The organism is Pseudomonas nitroreducens NBRC 12694, from assembly GCF_002091755.1.
GTDB classification, from domain to species: domain Bacteria; phylum Pseudomonadota; class Gammaproteobacteria; order Pseudomonadales; family Pseudomonadaceae; genus Pseudomonas; species Pseudomonas nitroreducens.
Map to the genome: position 1 here is coordinate 830,042 of NZ_BDAI01000001.1, position 16,580 is coordinate 846,621.

The following is a 16,580-nucleotide window of genomic DNA, read 5'->3' on the forward strand; positions in this document are numbered from 1 at the left end:
GGCATCAAAGGGCGCGGGTCGGGGCGTCGGCCATCGCCACGGTCTGGTAGACCTGCATCTGCTTGGCGATCTGGTTCACCTTCCGTGCGTACTGCGGGTCGGTGGCGTAGCCGGCGCGTTGCAACTCCTTCATGAATTGATCCGGGCGCGCGGCGGAATCCAGCGCGCCCTGGTAGCGGTCGTTGTTCTGCAGGAAGCTCACGTAATCCTGGAAGCTCTGCTCGAAGGAGTTGTAGGCGCGGAACGACGCCACCTCCCGGACCTGCTTGCCGTTCTCGAATTCGGTCGTGGTGGCGCGGGCGGAATCGCCCTTCCAGCTGGAGCCGCTCTTGATGCCGAACAGGTTGTGGCTGCTGCTGCCGTCGCGCTGGGCGATCATCTTCTTGCCCCAGCCGGTTTCCAGCGCGGCCTGGGCCACCAGGTAGCGCGGGTCGACGCCAATGCGCTTGGCGGCGCGCTCGGCCATGGGCAGCATGGTGCTGATGAAGTCGTCGGCGGAGGCGAACATCGACTTGCCCGGCTTGGTGGAGATGGCCGAGGTGTCGACGTCTGCGACCGGCACGCGGGTGTCGATCTGCTGCGTGTAGGCGCGGTTGCCACGCCAGTCGTTGCTGGCCAGCTGCGCCGGCTGGCCGGCGCTGGAAGCCACGGCGTTGCCGCTGTCGGCGCCCGGCACGATACCGGCGGCGATGCGCTGGGCGAGCTTGCCCGGCAGGGCCAGGCGACGCGAATTCAGGGCCTGGCGATCATCGCGGCCGGCTTCGGGCTGGGGCAGCTCCTTGCCGTTGGACGACCACAGGCTGCGGGCTTTCTGGCGGTCGGAGGCGGCTGCGGTGGCCGTCGCGCTCGGCGTCGCGTCGGCAGCGGCCTGGGCGCCTGCCTGGGCGAACGGGTTGTTGCCGGTGTGGCGCACGCCCCGCATCTTTTCCATCTGCTTGACCAGCACGTCGGCCAGGCCGATGCCATGGCCCTGGGTGGCCAGCGACACCGACAGCTGGTGGTCGTACATGTCCTGGTACTGCTTGGAGGCCTCGCTGTTCATCGGGTTGTCCTTGGCGAACACTTCGTTGGCCGAGCGCATGGACTTGAGCATCTCGTTCATGAACAGCGATTCGAATTCCTGAGCGACCTTGCGGATGTTGCCGGCGCTGTCGCGGGCCGAACCGGTCTTCATCGCCGACAGGCGATTGAGGTCGGTGTAGGACCCGCTGTCGGTGCTGGAAGTGCGGGAGGAAAGCAGTCTGGCGTCCACGTCGGCGTCCTCAGATCACGATCAGGTCGGCTTGCAGTGCGCCGGCCTGTTTCAGGGCTTCGAGGATCGCCATCAGGTCGCTGGGCGCGGCGCCCACCTGGTTAACGGCGCGGACGATTTCATCCAGCGTGGTGCCCGGGCCGAACTTGAACATCGGCTTGGCTTCCTGGTCGGCGTTCACCCGCGAACGCGGGACCACGGCGGTCTGGCCGTTGGAGAACGGGCCGGGCTGGCTGACGATGGGGTCTTCGGTGATGGTCACGGTCAGGCTGCCGTGGGTCACGGCAGCCGGCGACACGCGCACGTTCTGGCCGATCACGATGGTGCCGGTCCGCGAGTTGATGATGACCTTGGCCACCGCTTCGCCGGCCTGCACGTCGAGGTTTTCCAGCACCGACATGTAGTCCACGCGCTGGTTCGGATCCAGCGGCGCGCTCACGCGCACCGAGCCGCCGTCCACTGCCTGGGCGACGCCCGGGCCGAGCAGTTCGTTGATGCGGTCGACGATGTGCTTGGCGGTGGTGAAGTCCGGGCGGTTGAGGTTCAGGGTCAGGCTGTTGCCCTGGTCGAAGCCGCTCGGCACGGCACGTTCAACCGTGGCGCCCGCCGGGATGCGGCCGGCCGACGGCACGTTGACGGTGATCTTGGAGCCATCGCGGCCCTCGGCATCGAAGCCACCGACCACGAGGTTGCCCTGGGCGATCGCGTAGGTCTGGCCGTCGATACCCTTGAGCTGGGTCATCAGCAGGCTGCCGCCACGCAGGCTCTTGGCGTTGCCGATGGAGGAGACGGTGACGTCGATGGCCTGGCCCGGCTTGGCGAACGGCGGCAAGTCGGCATGGATGGACACCGCCGCGACGTTCTTCAACTGCACGTTGCCCGAACCGGCCGGGACCTTGATGCCGAACTGCGCCAGCATGTTGTTGAAGGTCTGCAGGGTGAAGGGCGTCTGGGTGGTCTGGTCGCCCGTGCCATTGAGGCCGACGACCAGGCCGTAGCCGATCAGCTGGTTGTTGCGCACGCCCTGGATGGTGGCGATGTCTTTCAGCCGTTCGGCCTGTGCCATCGGCACCGCCAGCAACGCACAGAACGCCACCAGAACGTAGGAGCGGACTCGGCCCGCAATCGCCACCAGCGTTTTTCCAGAGAAGGCCATGCTCATCATCCTCAGAACGGGAACAGCGGGCTGAGGAAGAAGCGATCGAACCAGCCCGGCTGGCTCGCATCGGCGAACGCACCGGTGCCCGAGTAGGTGATGCGCGCGTCGGCCACGCGGGTGGACGGTACGGTGTTGTCGGTGGCGATGTCGTCGGCGCGGACCAGGCCGGCGATGCGCACCAGCTCGTTGCCGGTGTTCAGGGTCATCCACTTTTCGCCGCGCACGGCGATGATGCCGTTGGGCATGACGTCGGCGACGGTAACGGTGATCGAGCCGGTCAGGCTGTTGCTCTGCCCGGCCTGGCTGTCGCCCTTGCTCTCGCGGTTGCCCGAATACTCGGCGGAGAGGCTCAGGTCACCGCTGCCCACCGGGTTGTTGGTGGTCAGGCTGCTGCCGAACATCGAAGTCAGGCCGAGCTTGTTCTTGCTGTCCTTGGAGATGTCCGAACTGGCCTTCTTGCTCGCCTGGGTCTTCTCGTTGAGGGTGATGGTGATGATGTCACCCACGCGGAAGGCCTTGCGGTCGCCGTAGAGGTTGTTCTCGAACCCGGCCTGGTAGATCGACCCGTTGTTCTGCGCAGCCGGCGCGGGCGTGCGCGGCAGCACCGGCGCGTAATAGGGGTCGTCCGGCTTGGGCGGCGGGCTCACGCACCCTGCCAACGCGGCGATGGCCAGCAGCGGAAGGAGGTGGGAACGGTTCATCTACAGCTACCTCTCGGGGAGAGCGACTACGGGATCAGGACTTACAGGTTTTGCGTCACGAACGAGAGCATCTGGTCCGCGGTGGAGATCACCTTGGAGTTCATCTCGTAGGCGCGCTGGGTGGTGATCATGTTCACCATCTCCTCCACCACGCTGACGTTGGAGTTCTCCAGGGTGTTCTGCAGCACGGTGCCCAGGCCGTTCAGGCCGGGAGTGCCAACCTGCGGCGCGCCGCTGGCGGCGGTCTCCAGGAACAGGTTGTTGCCGGTGGCCTGCAGGCCCGCCGGGTTGATGAAGTCGGCGGTCTGGATATTGCCGATGATCTGCGGCGTGGCGTTGCCGGCGACGGTGACCGAGACGGTGCCGTCGTTGCCGACGGTGAAGGTCTGGGTTTCCGCCGGGACGACAATGGCCGGCTCCAGGGCGTTGCCGTTGGAGGTGACGATCTGCCCGTCGGAGTTCAGGTGGAAGCTGCCGTCACGGGTGTACGCGACGGTGCCGTCCGGGGTCAGCACCTGCAGGAAGCCACGGCCGTTGATGGCCATGTCCAGCGGGTTGTCGGTGGTCTGCAGGCTGCCGGCGGTGAAGTTCTTCTGGGTGCCGACGATGCGCACACCGGTACCCAGTTGCAGGCCCGAGGGCAGCTGGTTGTCCTGGGTAGTGTTGGCGCCGGGCTGCCGCTTGATCTGGTAGAGCAGGTCCTGGAACTCCGCGCGGTCACGCTTGAAGCCCGTGGTGGACACGTTCGCCAGGTTGTTCGAGATGGTCGTCAGGTTCATGTCCTGGGCGGACAGACCGGTCTTGCTGACCCAAAGTGCCGGAAGCATGTTTTCTCTCCTCGGGCGCCGGATTCATGGCGCCTCGAACGGGTAATCAGGTGTTATCAGCTGAATTGCAGAACACGCGCCATGGCCTGGGAGTCATCCTCGGCGGTGCGCATCATCTTCACGTGCAGCTCGAACTGGCGGGACAGCGCCAGGATCGAGGTCATCTCTTCGACGGCGTTGACGTTGCTGGCTTCCAGCACGCCGGACTGCAGGCTGGCGTTGGCATCGGCCTGCGGCGCGGGCTGCCCGGCCTTCAGGCGGATAAGGCCATCGGCGCCCTTCTCCAACTGCTTGGGATCAGGAGTGACCAGCTTGATGCGGTCGACGGTGGCCAGCGCATTGGGCTGGTTGCCCAGACCGCGGACGGTGATGGTGCCGTCGTCGCCTATCTCGATCTTCTCTTCCGGCGGCACGGCAATCGGCCCGCCATTGCCGATCACTGGCATGCCATTGCCGGTGCGCAGCTGGCCGAGGGCGTCGATTTCCAGGCTGCCCGTGCGCACGTAGGCTTCGCCGCCGTCGGGCGCCTGCACGGCGATCCAAGCGTCGCCCTTGGCGGCGACATCGAGGTCACGACCGGTTTCCTGCAGGGCGCCGGCGGTGAAGTCGGTGGCCGGGCGCTCGCTCATGGCGTAGACGCGCGCCGGAAAGCTGTCACCGAAGACCGGCATCGCGCGCGCCTGTTCGAAGTCGCGACGAAAACCGCTCGTGGAAATGTTCGCCAGGTTGTTGGCGTGAGCCTGCATAGCCAGGGTGTTCTGGCTCGCTCCGCTCATGGCGACATACAGCATTCTGTCCAAGGCATTCCTCCAGTGCCGGGTCGGATTCCCGGCGGTGCTGGAGGGACTTCAGCAAGGGTTGTGCCAGAACGCTGAAAAAAAGTGCAAGACGCTGACAGAGAAGGATTTATCAAAAAACAAAGGCTCCCGAAGGAGCCTCGATGAGCGTCAGGCGGCGAAGGACTGCCGCCTGCGGCAAAGGACGATTTGCCGACGGAGAGCGTTGTTGCCGGCAGACCTCATCAACGCAGGTTGATGATGGTGTCGGAAATGGTGCTCTCGGTCTGTACGGTCTTGGCGTTCGCCTGGTAGTTGCGCTGGGCGACGATCAGGTTCACCAGCTGCGCCGTCAGGTCGACGTTGGATTCCTCCAGCGTGCCCGAGCCCACCGAGCCGAGGGTGCCGGAGGTCGGCGTGCCGATCACTGCCTCGCCCGAGGCCAGCGACTGCTTCCAGCCGGTATTGCCGACCGGGGTCAGACCCTGAGTGTTGGCAAAGTTGGCCAGAATCACCTGGCCGATCACCTTGGACTGGCCGTTGGTGTAGGTGGCGTACATCTGGCCGTCCTCGGCGAACGACAGGCCGGACATCTGGCCGGTGGCGTAGCCGTCCTGGGTCACCGCGGTCACGGCGAAGGAGCCGTTGGTCTGGGTGGTCTTGGTCAGGTCGATGCTGATGCCGCCGGTCGCCCCCGCCGCACCGTTGGCGCCCCAGGTCACCGGGCTGGTGGTGGAGTCGGTGACAGCTGCCGGCGTCCAGCCCGTCAGGGTCATGGTCTTGTCGGCGTTGACGGTCATGCCGGTGGAGGTGATGCCCGTCAGTTGGCCGGCGCTATTGAAGGTGATGTCGCTGCTCAGCGGCGTAGTGCTGGTCGGCGTCTGCGGGTTACGGCCGTCGACCAGGGTGTACATGCTCCAGTTGTTGGCGGCGTCCTTGACGAAGTAGTTCGTCATGGTGTGCGAGTTGCCCTGGGAGTCGTAGATGTCCACGGAGGTCGACCAGTTGTAGCTGTCCGAGTCGGTGGCATCGAACGGCGTGGTCTTGGGCGTGGTGGCGTTGGAGTTCAGGCTCAGGGTCGAGGTGATCTTCGAAGTCGGGCTCGGCGGCTGGTTGGCGGTATCGACCTTCAGGTCGGTGATCACGCCATTGACGATGTTGCCGTTGGCGTTGACGCCGTAGCCCTGCAGGCGGTTGCCCGAGCCATCGACGATATAACCGCTGGCGTCGGTGTTGAAGGTACCGTTGCGGGTATAGACGCGGCTGCCGTTGTCGCTGGTCATGAAGAAGCCGTTGCCGCTCACCGCCAGGTCCAGGCTGCGCCCGGTGGTGCTCAGGTTGCCCTGGGTGAACTGCTGCGAGACGGACTGGGTGACCACCCCGTTACCCACGGCGATGCGGCCGGTGCCGAGCATCGAGGAGGCATAGAGGTCGGCGAACTCGGTACGCGACGACTTGAAGCCGGTGGTGCCGACGTTGGCGATGTTGTTGCCGGTGACGTTCAGGTCCATCGACGCGGCGTTGAGTCCACTCAGGGCGGTGTTGAAAGACATGTGTTGCTCCTGTGCCGAAACGCGGCGTTATTTTCCGATGGTCTGAATGCTGGAGGCGGAAACGGCGCCGATGCCCGCCAGGTTCAGGGTCATTTCCCCACCGTTCTGGCCCAGCGTGACGCTGTTGACCGTGGCCGGCAGGTAAGTGGTCAGGGCGGTGCTGGTGCCGTCCAGGGTCGCGGTGGCCTTGACGGTGTAGGTACCGGCACCCACCAGCTCGCCACCGTCGTCCTTGCCATCCCAGGTGAAGTCGATGTTGCCGGCCTTCTGGCTGCCCATGTCGACGGTACGCACCAGATCACCGGAGTCGTCATAGATTTTCAGCGTCACGCCATCGCCTTTGGACGGCATCACCAGCGAACCCTTGACGCCAGCGGACGGGTCGTCGACCTGCACCTTGCTGGAATTGACGATCACCGAGCGGCCGACCAGCGACGAGGCCTGCAGGGCCTGCGAGGACTGGAACGAGGAGTAGAAGGTCCCCAGGGTGGTGTCGAGGTTCTGCATGCTCTCCAGGCTGCTGAACTGCGCCAGCTGGGAGACGAACTCGGTGTTGTCCTGCGGGTCCAGCGGGTTCTGGTTGTTCAGCTGGGTGACCAGCAGTTGCAGGAACGAGTCCTTGCCCAGCGCACTGGTGCCGGTCTCGGTGGTGGACGACGAGTTCTTGGAGCCTGCGTTCAGCGAAGACAGGATCGAGCTCGTGCTGTTGTCGGTATTGATGCTCATGGGGCGTCCTCTGCGCTTACTGACCCAGGGTCAGGACCTTCTGCATCATCTGCTTGGCGGTATTCATCATTTCCGCGTTGCTCTGGAAGGAACGGCTGGCGGAGATCATGTCGGCCATTTCCTGCACCACGTTCACATTCGGGTAGTAGACGTAACCGTCCTTGTCGGCAGCCGGGTGGTTCGGCTCGTAGCGCGGCACCAGCGGGCTCTGGTCCTCGACCACGCCCAGCACCTGCACGCCCGAACCCGCCTGGTCGGTCTCGCCGAACAGCGAACCCTGGTCGCTGCCGCCCTGCGCCTGGTTGAGCATCGCCGAGAACACCGGATGGCGGGCACGGTAGGTCTGGTCGATGCTCGAGGACACGCTCTCGGCGTTGGCAAGGTTCGAAGCGGTGGTGTTCAGACGGGTAGTCTGGGCACTCATGCCGGTACCGGCGATGTTGAAGACACTGGCGAGGGACATGATTACTCTCCGCGCAGGGCGTTCATCAGCCCTTTGAACTTGCTGTTGAGGAAGGTGAAGGAGGCCTGGAACTGCACGGAGTTCTCCGCATAGTTGGCCTGCTCGATCTGCGCATCCACGGTGTTCTGGTCGATCGAGGGCTGGTTCGGAATGCGGTACTTCAGCGATTCGTCACCCATGGCCAGGCCATCTGCCTCGATGTGACGAGCGTTGGTCAGGGCGGTGCTGAAGGTGCCGTTCTTCAGCTTGTCGGACTGCGCCGCGAGCACCGAGGCGAAGTCCAGGTCACGCGCCTTGTAGTTGGGCGTGTCGGCGTTGGCCAGGTTGTTGGCCAGCACTTCAGCGCGCTGGGAGCGGAAGCTCAGTGCTTGCTGGTGGATGCCGAGGGCTTTGTCGAAGCTGATGCTCATGGTCGCGAACCTGTTTGCCGGTGTGGGCTTGCCAACACTTCAGCAAGGTGCGTGCCAAACGTCTATTTCCTTGATATTCAATGGCTTGAGTAGCCAGCAAGGGCGGCAAGGAGCGGCAAAAGGCGGCAAAGCGGCAACCGATTTCCTTGCCGCCCGCCTCCCGCCGTTGCCGCTCGACGCATCCCGCGGCAACAAGCCGGCTCACTCCAGCGAAAGGTTCCTACGCTTGCGCCAACGCCAGGAACGCGCTCGGCAACCGTGCCTGCCGCCGATCCTTCAGGCAATACAGGTACTCGTCGATCAGGCTCGCGCCCTTGATCTCCAGTACACACAGCTGGGGGTTATCCGGTACTTCCTGGCGGGCAATGATGCTCACGCCCAGGTTGCGGATCACCGCCTCGCGAATCGATTCACGGCTGCCGATTTCCAGCACCGAGGCGGGTACCACTCCGGCCTGCTGCAACATTGCCTCGGTCAGTTGGCGAGTGGTCGAACCCGCCTCGCGCATCAGCAGGCAATGCTGGCGCAGTTCGCCGAGGTTCACCGACTGCATGGCCGCCAGCGGATGGCTGCGGTGCACAGCCAGCACCAGCGGATCGCTGCCCAGCACCACGCGGGTCAGGCGCGCATCATCCACCTGTTGCGAAGAGGCGGCCAGGTCGACCCGGCATTCGATGAGCGATTCGAGCACCTGCTGGGAGTTACCGATCTCCACCGACACTTCTATCTGCGGGAAGCGCTCGCGGAAGTCCTTTATCAGCCCGAGCACATAATAAGGAGAGGTGGCGCCGATACGCAGGGCGCCCTGCATCTGCCCGCAGTTGCGCAGGTAGAACTCGATGTCGGCTTCCTGCTGCAGCAGCGCCTCGACCATCGGCAGCAGGCGCGCGCCCTCGTCGCTCAGGGTCAGGCGCCGGCCGCCGCGATAGAACAGCTCCACCGCGTACTGGCTTTCCAGGTGGCGGATCTGGGTAGTCACCGTTGGCTGGCTGAGGCCGAGCTTTTTCGCCGCCTGGGTGATGCTGCCCAGCTTGGCAACGCGGTGAAACGCCTTCAGTTCAGCGCTGAGCATCGGCGACCCACCTCTTCGAAAAATTCATCAACAGTTTTTCTCAACGCTGCCGGCAAACCGGCGCCAGCCCACTGGCGACGCGGCCTTCAGCCGAGCGACAAAAGCCCTTAAAAGGTCAATGTACCTGACCTGTATCACTGGCATCACCAGTTGGCGCTGGACAGCCCGGAGTTGAGCGACTTTCATTGCCCTTGGAAAAATCCCACCTGGAACCCGAAGGCGGCCTCACAAGGGTGCGCCCAAGGAGCAATTGATGAAGTACAAAGTCACCATGGTTTTCGGCACCCGTCCGGAAGCCATCAAGATGGCCCCGCTCGCCCGCGTCCTTCGCCGTACCCCGGAAATCGAACTGCGCATCTGCTCCACCGGCCAGCATCGCGAAATGCTACAGCAAGTGCTGAACTCCTTCGAACTGGAGGTCGACGAAGACCTCGACGTCATGACCCAGGGCCAGACACTGAACAGCCTGTCCCTGCAGATGATGGGCAAACTGGATGACAGCTATGACCGTCATCGCCCCGACATCGTGCTGGTCCACGGCGATACCACCACCAGCTTCATCGCCGCCCTCACCGCCTTTCACCGGCAGATCCCGGTGGGCCACGTCGAGGCAGGGCTGCGCACCGGCAATATCCACCAGCCGTGGCCGGAAGAGGCCAACCGCCGCCTCACCGCGGTGATCGCCGACCTGCACTTCCCGCCGACCAAGGCCGCGCGCGACAACCTGCTGCGCGAAGGGGTGAACATCGACCAGATCGAGGTCACCGGCAACACGGTGATCGACGCCCTGCTGTGGATGCGCGAGCACCTGCACGAGACCGATTGGAAGCCCGCCGCCGATTCGCCCCTGGCCAAGTTCACCGGCGACCGTCGTCTGGTCTTGATCACCGGCCACCGTCGGGAAAACTTCGGCAAGGGCTTCGAGCGCATCTGCCTGGCCCTGGCCGAGCTCGGCCAGCGCTTCCCCGACGTGGACTTCGTCTACCCGGTGCACCTCAACCCGCAGGTGCAGAACGCCGTCTACGGCCTGCTCTCGGACAAGCCGAACATCCACCTGATCGCCCCGCAGGACTACCAGCACTTCGTCTGGCTGATGGACCGCGCCTACATCATCCTCACCGACTCGGGCGGCATCCAGGAAGAAGCCCCGGCCCTGGGCAAACCGCTGCTGGTGCTGCGCCGCGTCACCGAGCGCCCTGCCGTGCTGGAGGGTGGCACCGTGGTGCTGGTGGGGACCAACACCGGCCGCATCGTCAGCGAAGCCAGCCACCTGCTGCGCGACGACGACGTCTATGAACAGATGAGCCGGGTGTTCAGCCCTTACGGCGACGGCCACGCCAGCGAGAAGATCGTCGCCCGGCTGCTGTCCTGGTTCGGTGAATCACGCACGCGTAGCGAGTTCGAATGAGCCTCGAACTGGTCGATATCCTCACTTACGTTCTCTATGCCCTGAAGTACCTGGCGATCATCCTGGCCGCGCTGATGTTCCTGCTCGGTCTGGATGACCTGTTCATCGACCTGGTGTACTGGGGCCGGGTGCTGGTGCGGCGCTTCCGCATCTACAACCGCTTCGATCGGGCCGACGAGGAACGCCTGTTCGCCGCGCCGGAAAAGCCGCTGGCGATCATGGTCCCGGCCTGGAACGAAGTCGGCGTGGTCGGCGAAATGGCGCGCCTGGCGGCCTCGACGCTGGACTACGAGAACTACCAGATCTTCGTCGGCACCTACCCCAACGACCCACAGACCCAGGCGGACGTGGACGCGGTATGCCTGCATTACCCCAACGTGCACAAGGTGGTCTGCGCGCGCCCCGGCCCCACCAGCAAGGCCGACTGCCTGAACAACATCATCGACGCCATCCTGCGCTTCGAGGCCGATGCCCGCATCGAGTTCGCCGGCTTCATCCTGCATGACGCCGAGGACGTGATCTCGCCGCTGGAGTTGCGCCTGTTCAACTACCTGCTGCCGGCCAAGGACCTGATCCAGATCCCGGTCTACCCCTACGCCCCGGAATGGAGCGGCTTCACCGCCGGCCACTATGTCGACGAATTCGCCGAGAACCACGGCAAGGATGTGCCGGTGCGCGAAGCGCTGACCGGCCAGGTGCCCAGCGCCGGTGTCGGCACCTGCTTCAGCCGCCGCGCCATCGCCGCGCTGCTGGAAGACGGCGACGGCATCGCCTTCGATGTGCAGAGTCTCACCGAGGACTACGACATCGGCTTCCGCCTCAAGCAGAAGGGCATGAAGTGCATCTTCGCCCGCTACTCCATCACCGATCCGCAGCTGGCGCTGAAAAGCACCTGGGTGCCGGGCATGGACCGGCGCTTCTCACAGGTCATCTGCGTACGCGAACACTTCCCGCGCACCTGGCAGCACGCCATTCGGCAGAAGTCTCGGTGGATCACCGGCATCGTCTTCCAGGGCACGCGCAACCTGGGCTGGAGCAGCAAGGGAATGCTCAACTACTTCCTCTGGCGTGATCGCCGCGGGCTGATCGCCTACCTGCTGAGTTTCCTGGTCAACCTGCTGTTCCTGGTGCTGATCACCATGTGGCTGATCACCACCCTGTCGCCCAACGCCTGGCGCTTCCCGTCGATCCTCGAAGGTAGCCAATTGCTGGTGGTGCTGCTGTTCCTCAACGGCCTGATGCTCCTCAACCGGCTGTTCCAGCGCTTCTGGTTCGTCACCCGCTTCTACGGCATCTTCGAGGGACTACTGTCGGCGCCGCGGATGATGTGGAGCAACTTCGTCAACTTCTTCGCCAACCTGCGCGCGCTCAAGCAGGTAATGGAGATGGGCGATTCGCGCCGCGTCGCCTGGGACAAGACCACCCACGAATTTCCCGCCCTCGCCGGCCCGCAGCGCACGCCGCTGGGCCAGCGCCTCAAGGAAAAAGGCCTGATCAGCGAAGAACAGCTGCAATCGGCACTGACCAGCCCGGTGCGCCGACGGCTGGGCCGCGAGCTACTGCTGCGCAAACTGATCACCAGCACGCAACTGGTGGAAACCCTGGCGGAGGAACTGGGCGAGGAATGGGCGCCGCTCAACCCCTTCACCCTCGATGAAAAACTGATCGAAACCCTGCCGCGCAAGCTGGCCCTGCGCTACGCCGTGCTGCCGGTGGCCGTCGAGGGCGAAACCCTGGTCCTGGCCAGCGAACAGCAGATCAGCCAGGTCTCCCTCGGTGCCATCAGCCGGCAGCTCAAGCGCCCGGTACGCGGCCGACTGGCCCCACAAGGCCGTGTCACCCTCGGCCTGCGCCACTGGTACGGCGGGCGCCACCAGACCGATGAAACCCGGGCCATCGTCGAGGTGCTCCGGCGACGCCAGGGCGACGAATCCCTCATGGAGCGTCTCTGTGGTCACGTGGTGATGTTCGGTGCCTTGCTGCAGGTACGCGGCATGGTCCCGCCCAGCCTGTTCAACCAGGCCCTCATCGACTTCGACCCGGAACAGGACTCGCTCGGCGAACACCTGATCAAGCGCGGCATGATCACCCAGCAGGTGCTCGAGGAAGCGCTCAAGGAACAGGCCAGCGAACAGCACGAGGCCTATCGCATTGCCCGGGAGGCCGTGTGAAACCGCAACAAACCCTGCTTTACGGGCTCATCCTGGCGAGCATCGCCGCGCCGCTGGCGCAGGCCGCCGACGACCAGCTCAGCGAATTCCAGCGCTTCCGCAGCTATCCCTTTCTCGACAAGGGCTACAAGGAAGCGAAGAAGAACAACTGGGCGGAAGTCGAACGCCTTATGCGCCACCTGCTCGACCGCGTGCCGAGCAACACCGAGGCGCGTGCCCTGCTGATCCAGTCCCTGGCCAAGCAACAGCGCTACGCCGACGCCGAGAGGGAGGCCCAGGCCCTGGCCGGGACCGACGCCGGTGCGCAGGCGCTCACCGAGCTGCGCCTGGACCTGATCGAAAACGGCCCACCGCCCGAAGCCCAGGTCAACCAGTGGCTGGCTCACACCAGTAACGCCAACGAGCGCGTGCGCCTGTGGCAAGCCTACAGCCTCAAGCTCGGCCAGACCCAGGGAGCGGCCAAGGCACTGGACTGGCTCGGCACGCTGCCGCCCGGCAACGACGGCCGCGTGCTGCGCGAGGCCCGTGCCAACTGGGCCGAACAGCTGCGCGACTGGGACACCACCATCGCCCAACTGGCACCGCTGGCTGCCGCGCACCAGCTTTCGGCCGACGACTGGCGACGCCTGGCCAACGCCTACGCCCAGCGCCTGGAAGAAAAGCCGCTGGAGCAACTGATCCAGCAGGCACCTGACGCCGACTCGGCGCGCAGGGCACGGCTGGCGATCATCGACCGCGCCATCGCCGTCGAGCAGACCGAAGTGGCCAAGCGCTGGCTGCTCACCCTGCCCGAGCAGGACCGCCGCGACCCGACGCGCCAGGCACAGCTGCTGGAAGTCGCACGCGACAGCAGCGACGCAGCGCTGGTTACACAACTCAGCGACGCGCAGAACCGCCCCTGCCTGGAAACCACCGAATGGTTGTCGCGTCACGACCAGGCAGCGGCACTGACGAAGCTGCAGCAGTGCAAGCCCACTGACGATCCAAAGACCTGGCTGGTCCTGGCCCAACGCCTGGAGGCCACCGACCTGCTGGAAAACACCCGGCTTCCCGAACCCTGGGACACCGCCCGCCGCGACCAACTGGTGGACTCCTGGCGACGCCAGGGGCGCACCGACCTGGCCCTGGCCTGGCTATCCCGCCAGCCTCAGACACCCGATACCGTGCGCCAGCGCGCCGAGCTGCTGCAGGCCCGTGGCCGCACCGGCGAAGCGGCCGCGCTGTGGGAGCAGCGCTACCGCCAGACCGGCGACCTCAAGGCGCTGGACCAGGCCAGCTACCTTGCGCTCAACGCCGGGCGCACCGAGCGCGCCAAGCAGCTGCTGGAAAGCGCCTACGACCGACGCGGCGGCAACCTGCCGCCCACGTTGCTGCAGCGCCTGGCCGGCATCCATGCGCGCAGTGATACACCGCTGGACGTCGCCCGCATCGAAGCCCTGCTGCCCAAGGCAGACCCGGTCTCGCGCGGCTACCTGCTCGGTCGCCTGGCCGAAGCCGGGCGCTGCGATGCCCTGCAACGCTACCTGAGCCCGGATTCCAACACCCCCGGCGACCTGCGCGCCCTGGGCCGCTGCGCCATGCCCGCGCGCCCCGGCGAAGCGGTGGTCTACTACCAGGCCGCCATCGCCCACGGCGACAAGGACAGCCAGCTGCCGCTGGCCTATGCACTGGAGGCCGCCGGCGACCCGGTCGGCGCCCTGCGCATCTTCAATGCCCTGCCCGCCAGCGAACTCAACGACAATGCCCGCCTCACCGCCAGCCGCGCCGCGCTGCTCACCAACGACAATGCCGGCGCCGAGCGCTACTGGCAGCAGGCGAAGAAAGGCAGCGCGGACGATTGGGCACTGGGCGCCAACATCGCCGACGCCCGTGGCGACTATCCCCTGGCACTCACCCGGCACCGCGAGGCCCTGCAACACGAGCCCAACGGCCAGCACTACTACAATGCCGCCGGCAGCGCCCAGAAGGCCGGCGACAAGCAGCAGAGCAAACTCTGGCTCGCCGAGGCGGTACGCCGCGAGCCGAACAACCCGCGCTTCCGCGCCGACTACGGCATGCGCCTGGCCGGCACCGAGACGCCGGAAGAACGCCGTACCGCGATCCCCTACCTGGAGCGCGCCACCCGCGACTACCCCGAGGACTTCCGCCTGGGCGAAACCCTCGCCTGGCGCTACGACGAGGCCGAAGACAGTTTCGCCGCCCGCCGCGAGCTGCGCCGGGTCATCGACCTGGAGCAGGACCCGGTGGCCGCCGACGACGAATACGGCAGCCTCGAAGCTCGTCGCTTCCGTCAGCGCCGCGCGCATCAGACGTTGTCCCAGCGTGACAACCTGACCATCGCCAGTACCTGGTCGCCGGCGGGCGTCACCACAGTGCCGATCCTCAACGGCGACACCCAGACCGGTGACCGCCGGCGCGCCCAATCGCAGAACCTGCAGACCTTCATCTGGGACCACGCACTGGGCGAGGAACCGACACGCAACGGTAGTACCCTCTCGGTATATGGCCGGGCGATCGCCGGCAACGAAGGGCGCAAGAACTACACCCAGACCCTCGCGGCCGGCTTCGGCCTGCGCTACAAGCCTTTCGGCGACTACAACCTCAACCTCTACGGCGAGCTGTACAAGCAGAACACCGTGAACGACGACGTCGATCCTGAGGACGCCTTCGACGGTCTGCGCTGGCACGAGATCGGCACGCCGGAGAAGTTCGAGCGCTACATCCGCAAGCGCGACAAGTACGGTCAGACCAGCACCGACTTCCTGCTGCGCGCCACCGCTTCCTTCCTCGACCAGGGCGAGTACCGCAACGACTGGCGCGTGGACGAGAGCGACTGGGACGAACGCTTCCTCTACACCGACTTCGCCTGGTGGACCCACGCCGGCGACCACCAGTGGGTCTCGCGCTACCAGCAGGGCCACACCTGGAAACTGCCGGTGGATTCGCCGCAGACGATCATGCCCTACGGCTTTGCCGAATTCTCCGCACAGGACCCCAGCAACGACTGGCGCCAGGACCTGCGAAGCGGCGTCGGCCTGCGCTGGCAGTACTGGTACGGCGAGGACCGCTACAACGCCTACCGCGCCCACGTCACCGTGCGCACCGAGTACCAATTGGGCATGGCGGGCAATCTCTATGAAAAGGCCAACGGCTGGCTGGTGGGACTCGAGGTGAACTTCTGATGCGCCGCCTGATTTACGCCCTCGCCCTGCTCTTCTCCACCGTCGCAGCGCACGCCGACGACCAACTGTTCTATCAACCGCTGAATGTCGATGCCGCACTCAGCGAAGCGCAGTGGCAACAGATCTGGCGCGCCAGTGCAGCCCAGGGTGCGAAGACGCTGATCGTGCAATGGACCGCCTATGGCGACTCCGACTTCGGCGGCGCCACCGGCTGGCTCGCACATGCCCTGCAAAGCGCCCACGACAACGGCCTGCAACTGGTCCTCGGCCTGTACATGGACCCGGCCTACTACCAGCGCCAGAGCGAACTGGACACACCCGGTCTGGAGGCCTACTGGCAACACCAGCTCGGCCGTTCCCTGGCGCAGCAACGGCAAGTGAGCGAGCAATGGAAACTCCCTGTCGCCGGCTGGTATCTGCCGATGGAGCTGGATGACTGGCACTTCCAGGCCGCCGAACGCAGACAAGCCCTGCAACGCCAGCTCAAGGACTTCGCCGGCCAGATGAAGGCCCCGCTGCAACTGAGCGCATTCTCCGGCGGCAAGCTCGCACCACAGGTATACGGCAACTGGCTGGGCGAGATCGCCGGCCTCGGCGTACAGGTCTGGTGGCAGGACGGCGCCGGCACCGGCGCGCTGCCCGAGCGAGTACGCCAGGCCTACGCTGCCGCTCTACCCTGCTCGGTTGGCATCGTCCGCGAAGCCTTCCGCCAGACCAGTCCCACCGGCCAGACCTTCCGCGCCGAGCCTGCCACCCCCTCCAGCGCATCCACCGGCTGCCACGCCAGCGCCGTGTTCGAAGTGCGCTACCGGCCCTGGGGCAAGGTGCTGCTGGACAACCAGCGCGCCCACTCCGCCAGCTCCGCAACGCCCTGAAACAG

Annotated in this window: 14 protein-coding genes; 4 read left to right on the forward strand and 10 right to left on the reverse strand. The window is 65.5% G+C overall.

Translation table 11 applies throughout. The annotated features are described in order from the left end of the window. Window positions 1-4: 4 nt before the first annotated feature. The 10 genes from flgJ to PNI01S_RS03955 form a co-directional block, all read right to left on the reverse strand. On the reverse strand, window positions 5-1,252 hold the full coding sequence (flgJ, locus tag PNI01S_RS03910) for a flagellar assembly peptidoglycan hydrolase FlgJ (RefSeq protein ID WP_084357459.1): 1,248 nt from the start codon (window positions 1,250-1,252) through the stop codon (window positions 5-7). 10 nt (window positions 1,253-1,262) lie between these two features. After that, window positions 1,263-2,318, reverse strand: coding sequence for a flagellar basal body P-ring protein FlgI (locus tag PNI01S_RS03915; protein WP_235376402.1), 1,056 nt, complete (start codon window positions 2,316-2,318; stop codon window positions 1,263-1,265). 101 nt (window positions 2,319-2,419) lie between these two features. Further along, a complete protein-coding gene (gene flgH, locus PNI01S_RS03920; protein ID WP_037014602.1) occupies window positions 2,420-3,112 on the reverse strand; it encodes a flagellar basal body L-ring protein FlgH in 693 nt (230 codons plus the stop codon). A 41-nt stretch (window positions 3,113-3,153) separates the two neighbouring features. Next, entirely contained in the window at window positions 3,154-3,939 is a 786-nt protein-coding gene (flgG, locus tag PNI01S_RS03925; protein WP_024764918.1) for a flagellar basal-body rod protein FlgG, read from the reverse strand. A gap of 56 nt (window positions 3,940-3,995) precedes the next feature. Next, complete coding sequence (gene flgF, locus PNI01S_RS03930; RefSeq protein WP_024764917.1) at window positions 3,996-4,739, reverse strand: flagellar basal-body rod protein FlgF; 744 nt, start codon at window positions 4,737-4,739, stop codon at window positions 3,996-3,998. Window positions 4,740-4,960: 221 nt separating this feature from the next. Continuing rightward, window positions 4,961-6,268 carry a flagellar hook protein FlgE gene (flgE, locus tag PNI01S_RS03935; protein WP_024764916.1) on the reverse strand — a complete coding sequence of 436 codons (1,308 nt, stop codon included), beginning with the start codon at window positions 6,266-6,268 and terminating at the stop codon, window positions 4,961-4,963. A gap of 27 nt (window positions 6,269-6,295) precedes the next feature. Continuing rightward, window positions 6,296-6,994 (reverse strand): flagellar hook assembly protein FlgD, encoded by a 699-nt coding sequence (gene flgD / locus PNI01S_RS03940; RefSeq protein WP_037007206.1) that lies wholly within the window; start codon window positions 6,992-6,994, stop codon window positions 6,296-6,298. Window positions 6,995-7,010: 16 nt separating this feature from the next. Continuing rightward, window positions 7,011-7,457, reverse strand: a complete 447-nt coding sequence (gene flgC, locus PNI01S_RS03945; RefSeq protein WP_024764914.1) for a flagellar basal body rod protein FlgC — start codon at window positions 7,455-7,457, stop codon at window positions 7,011-7,013. A 2-nt stretch (window positions 7,458-7,459) separates the two neighbouring features. After that, a complete protein-coding gene (flgB, locus tag PNI01S_RS03950; RefSeq protein WP_024764913.1) occupies window positions 7,460-7,867 on the reverse strand; it encodes a flagellar basal body rod protein FlgB in 408 nt (135 codons plus the stop codon). Between the two features lie 220 nt (window positions 7,868-8,087). Beyond that, window positions 8,088-8,939, reverse strand: a complete 852-nt coding sequence (locus PNI01S_RS03955) for a LysR family transcriptional regulator (RefSeq protein WP_024764912.1) — start codon at window positions 8,937-8,939, stop codon at window positions 8,088-8,090. A 253-nt stretch (window positions 8,940-9,192) separates the two neighbouring features. Here PNI01S_RS03955 and wecB point away from each other — a divergent pair, with 253 nt between their 5' ends. The 4 genes from wecB to PNI01S_RS03975 are packed head-to-tail and all read left to right on the forward strand — an operon-like array spanning window position 9,193 to window position 16,575. Then, the gene (wecB, locus tag PNI01S_RS03960) at window positions 9,193-10,347 is read left to right on the forward strand and encodes a non-hydrolyzing UDP-N-acetylglucosamine 2-epimerase (RefSeq protein WP_024764911.1); all 1,155 of its coding nucleotides are present in this window, start codon (window positions 9,193-9,195) and stop codon (window positions 10,345-10,347) included. Continuing rightward, window positions 10,344-12,518 carry a cyclic di-3',5'-guanylate-activated glycosyltransferase NfrB gene (gene nfrB, locus PNI01S_RS03965; RefSeq protein WP_084357460.1) on the forward strand — a complete coding sequence of 725 codons (2,175 nt, stop codon included), beginning with the start codon at window positions 10,344-10,346 and terminating at the stop codon, window positions 12,516-12,518. Before wecB ends, nfrB begins: the two co-directional genes overlap by 4 nt. Then, window positions 12,515-15,700, forward strand: coding sequence for an NfrA family protein (locus tag PNI01S_RS03970; protein ID WP_084357461.1), 3,186 nt, complete (start codon window positions 12,515-12,517; stop codon window positions 15,698-15,700). The genes nfrB and PNI01S_RS03970 overlap by 4 nt, the downstream gene beginning before the upstream one ends. After that, the gene (locus PNI01S_RS03975; RefSeq protein ID WP_084357462.1) at window positions 15,700-16,575 is read left to right on the forward strand and encodes a DUF4434 family protein; all 876 of its coding nucleotides are present in this window, start codon (window positions 15,700-15,702) and stop codon (window positions 16,573-16,575) included. Before PNI01S_RS03970 ends, PNI01S_RS03975 begins: the two co-directional genes overlap by 1 nt. Window positions 16,576-16,580 lie beyond the last annotated feature (5 nt).

Excerpts from the sequence above, each read along its gene's own strand:
- flgG (WP_024764918.1), bottom strand. The coding sequence starts at position 3,939 with ATGCTTCCGGCACTTTGGGTCAGCAAGACCGGTCTGTCCGCCCAGGAC.
- PNI01S_RS03975 (WP_084357462.1), top strand. The coding sequence starts at position 15,700 with ATGCGCCGCCTGATTTACGCCCTCGCCCTGCTCTTCTCCACCGTCGCA.
- flgC (WP_024764914.1), bottom strand. The coding sequence starts at position 7,457 with ATGTCCCTCGCCAGTGTCTTCAACATCGCCGGTACCGGCATGAGTGCC.
- PNI01S_RS03955 (WP_024764912.1), bottom strand. The coding sequence starts at position 8,939 with ATGCTCAGCGCTGAACTGAAGGCGTTTCACCGCGTTGCCAAGCTGGGC.
- PNI01S_RS03915 (WP_235376402.1), bottom strand. The coding sequence starts at position 2,318 with ATGGCACAGGCCGAACGGCTGAAAGACATCGCCACCATCCAGGGCGTG.
- wecB (WP_024764911.1), top strand. The coding sequence starts at position 9,193 with ATGAAGTACAAAGTCACCATGGTTTTCGGCACCCGTCCGGAAGCCATC.
- flgH (WP_037014602.1), bottom strand. The coding sequence starts at position 3,112 with ATGAACCGTTCCCACCTCCTTCCGCTGCTGGCCATCGCCGCGTTGGCA.
- nfrB (WP_084357460.1), top strand. The coding sequence starts at position 10,344 with ATGAGCCTCGAACTGGTCGATATCCTCACTTACGTTCTCTATGCCCTG.
- flgD (WP_037007206.1), bottom strand. The coding sequence starts at position 6,994 with ATGAGCATCAATACCGACAACAGCACGAGCTCGATCCTGTCTTCGCTG.
- flgE (WP_024764916.1), bottom strand. The coding sequence starts at position 6,268 with ATGTCTTTCAACACCGCCCTGAGTGGACTCAACGCCGCGTCGATGGAC.
- flgB (WP_024764913.1), bottom strand. The coding sequence starts at position 7,867 with ATGAGCATCAGCTTCGACAAAGCCCTCGGCATCCACCAGCAAGCACTG.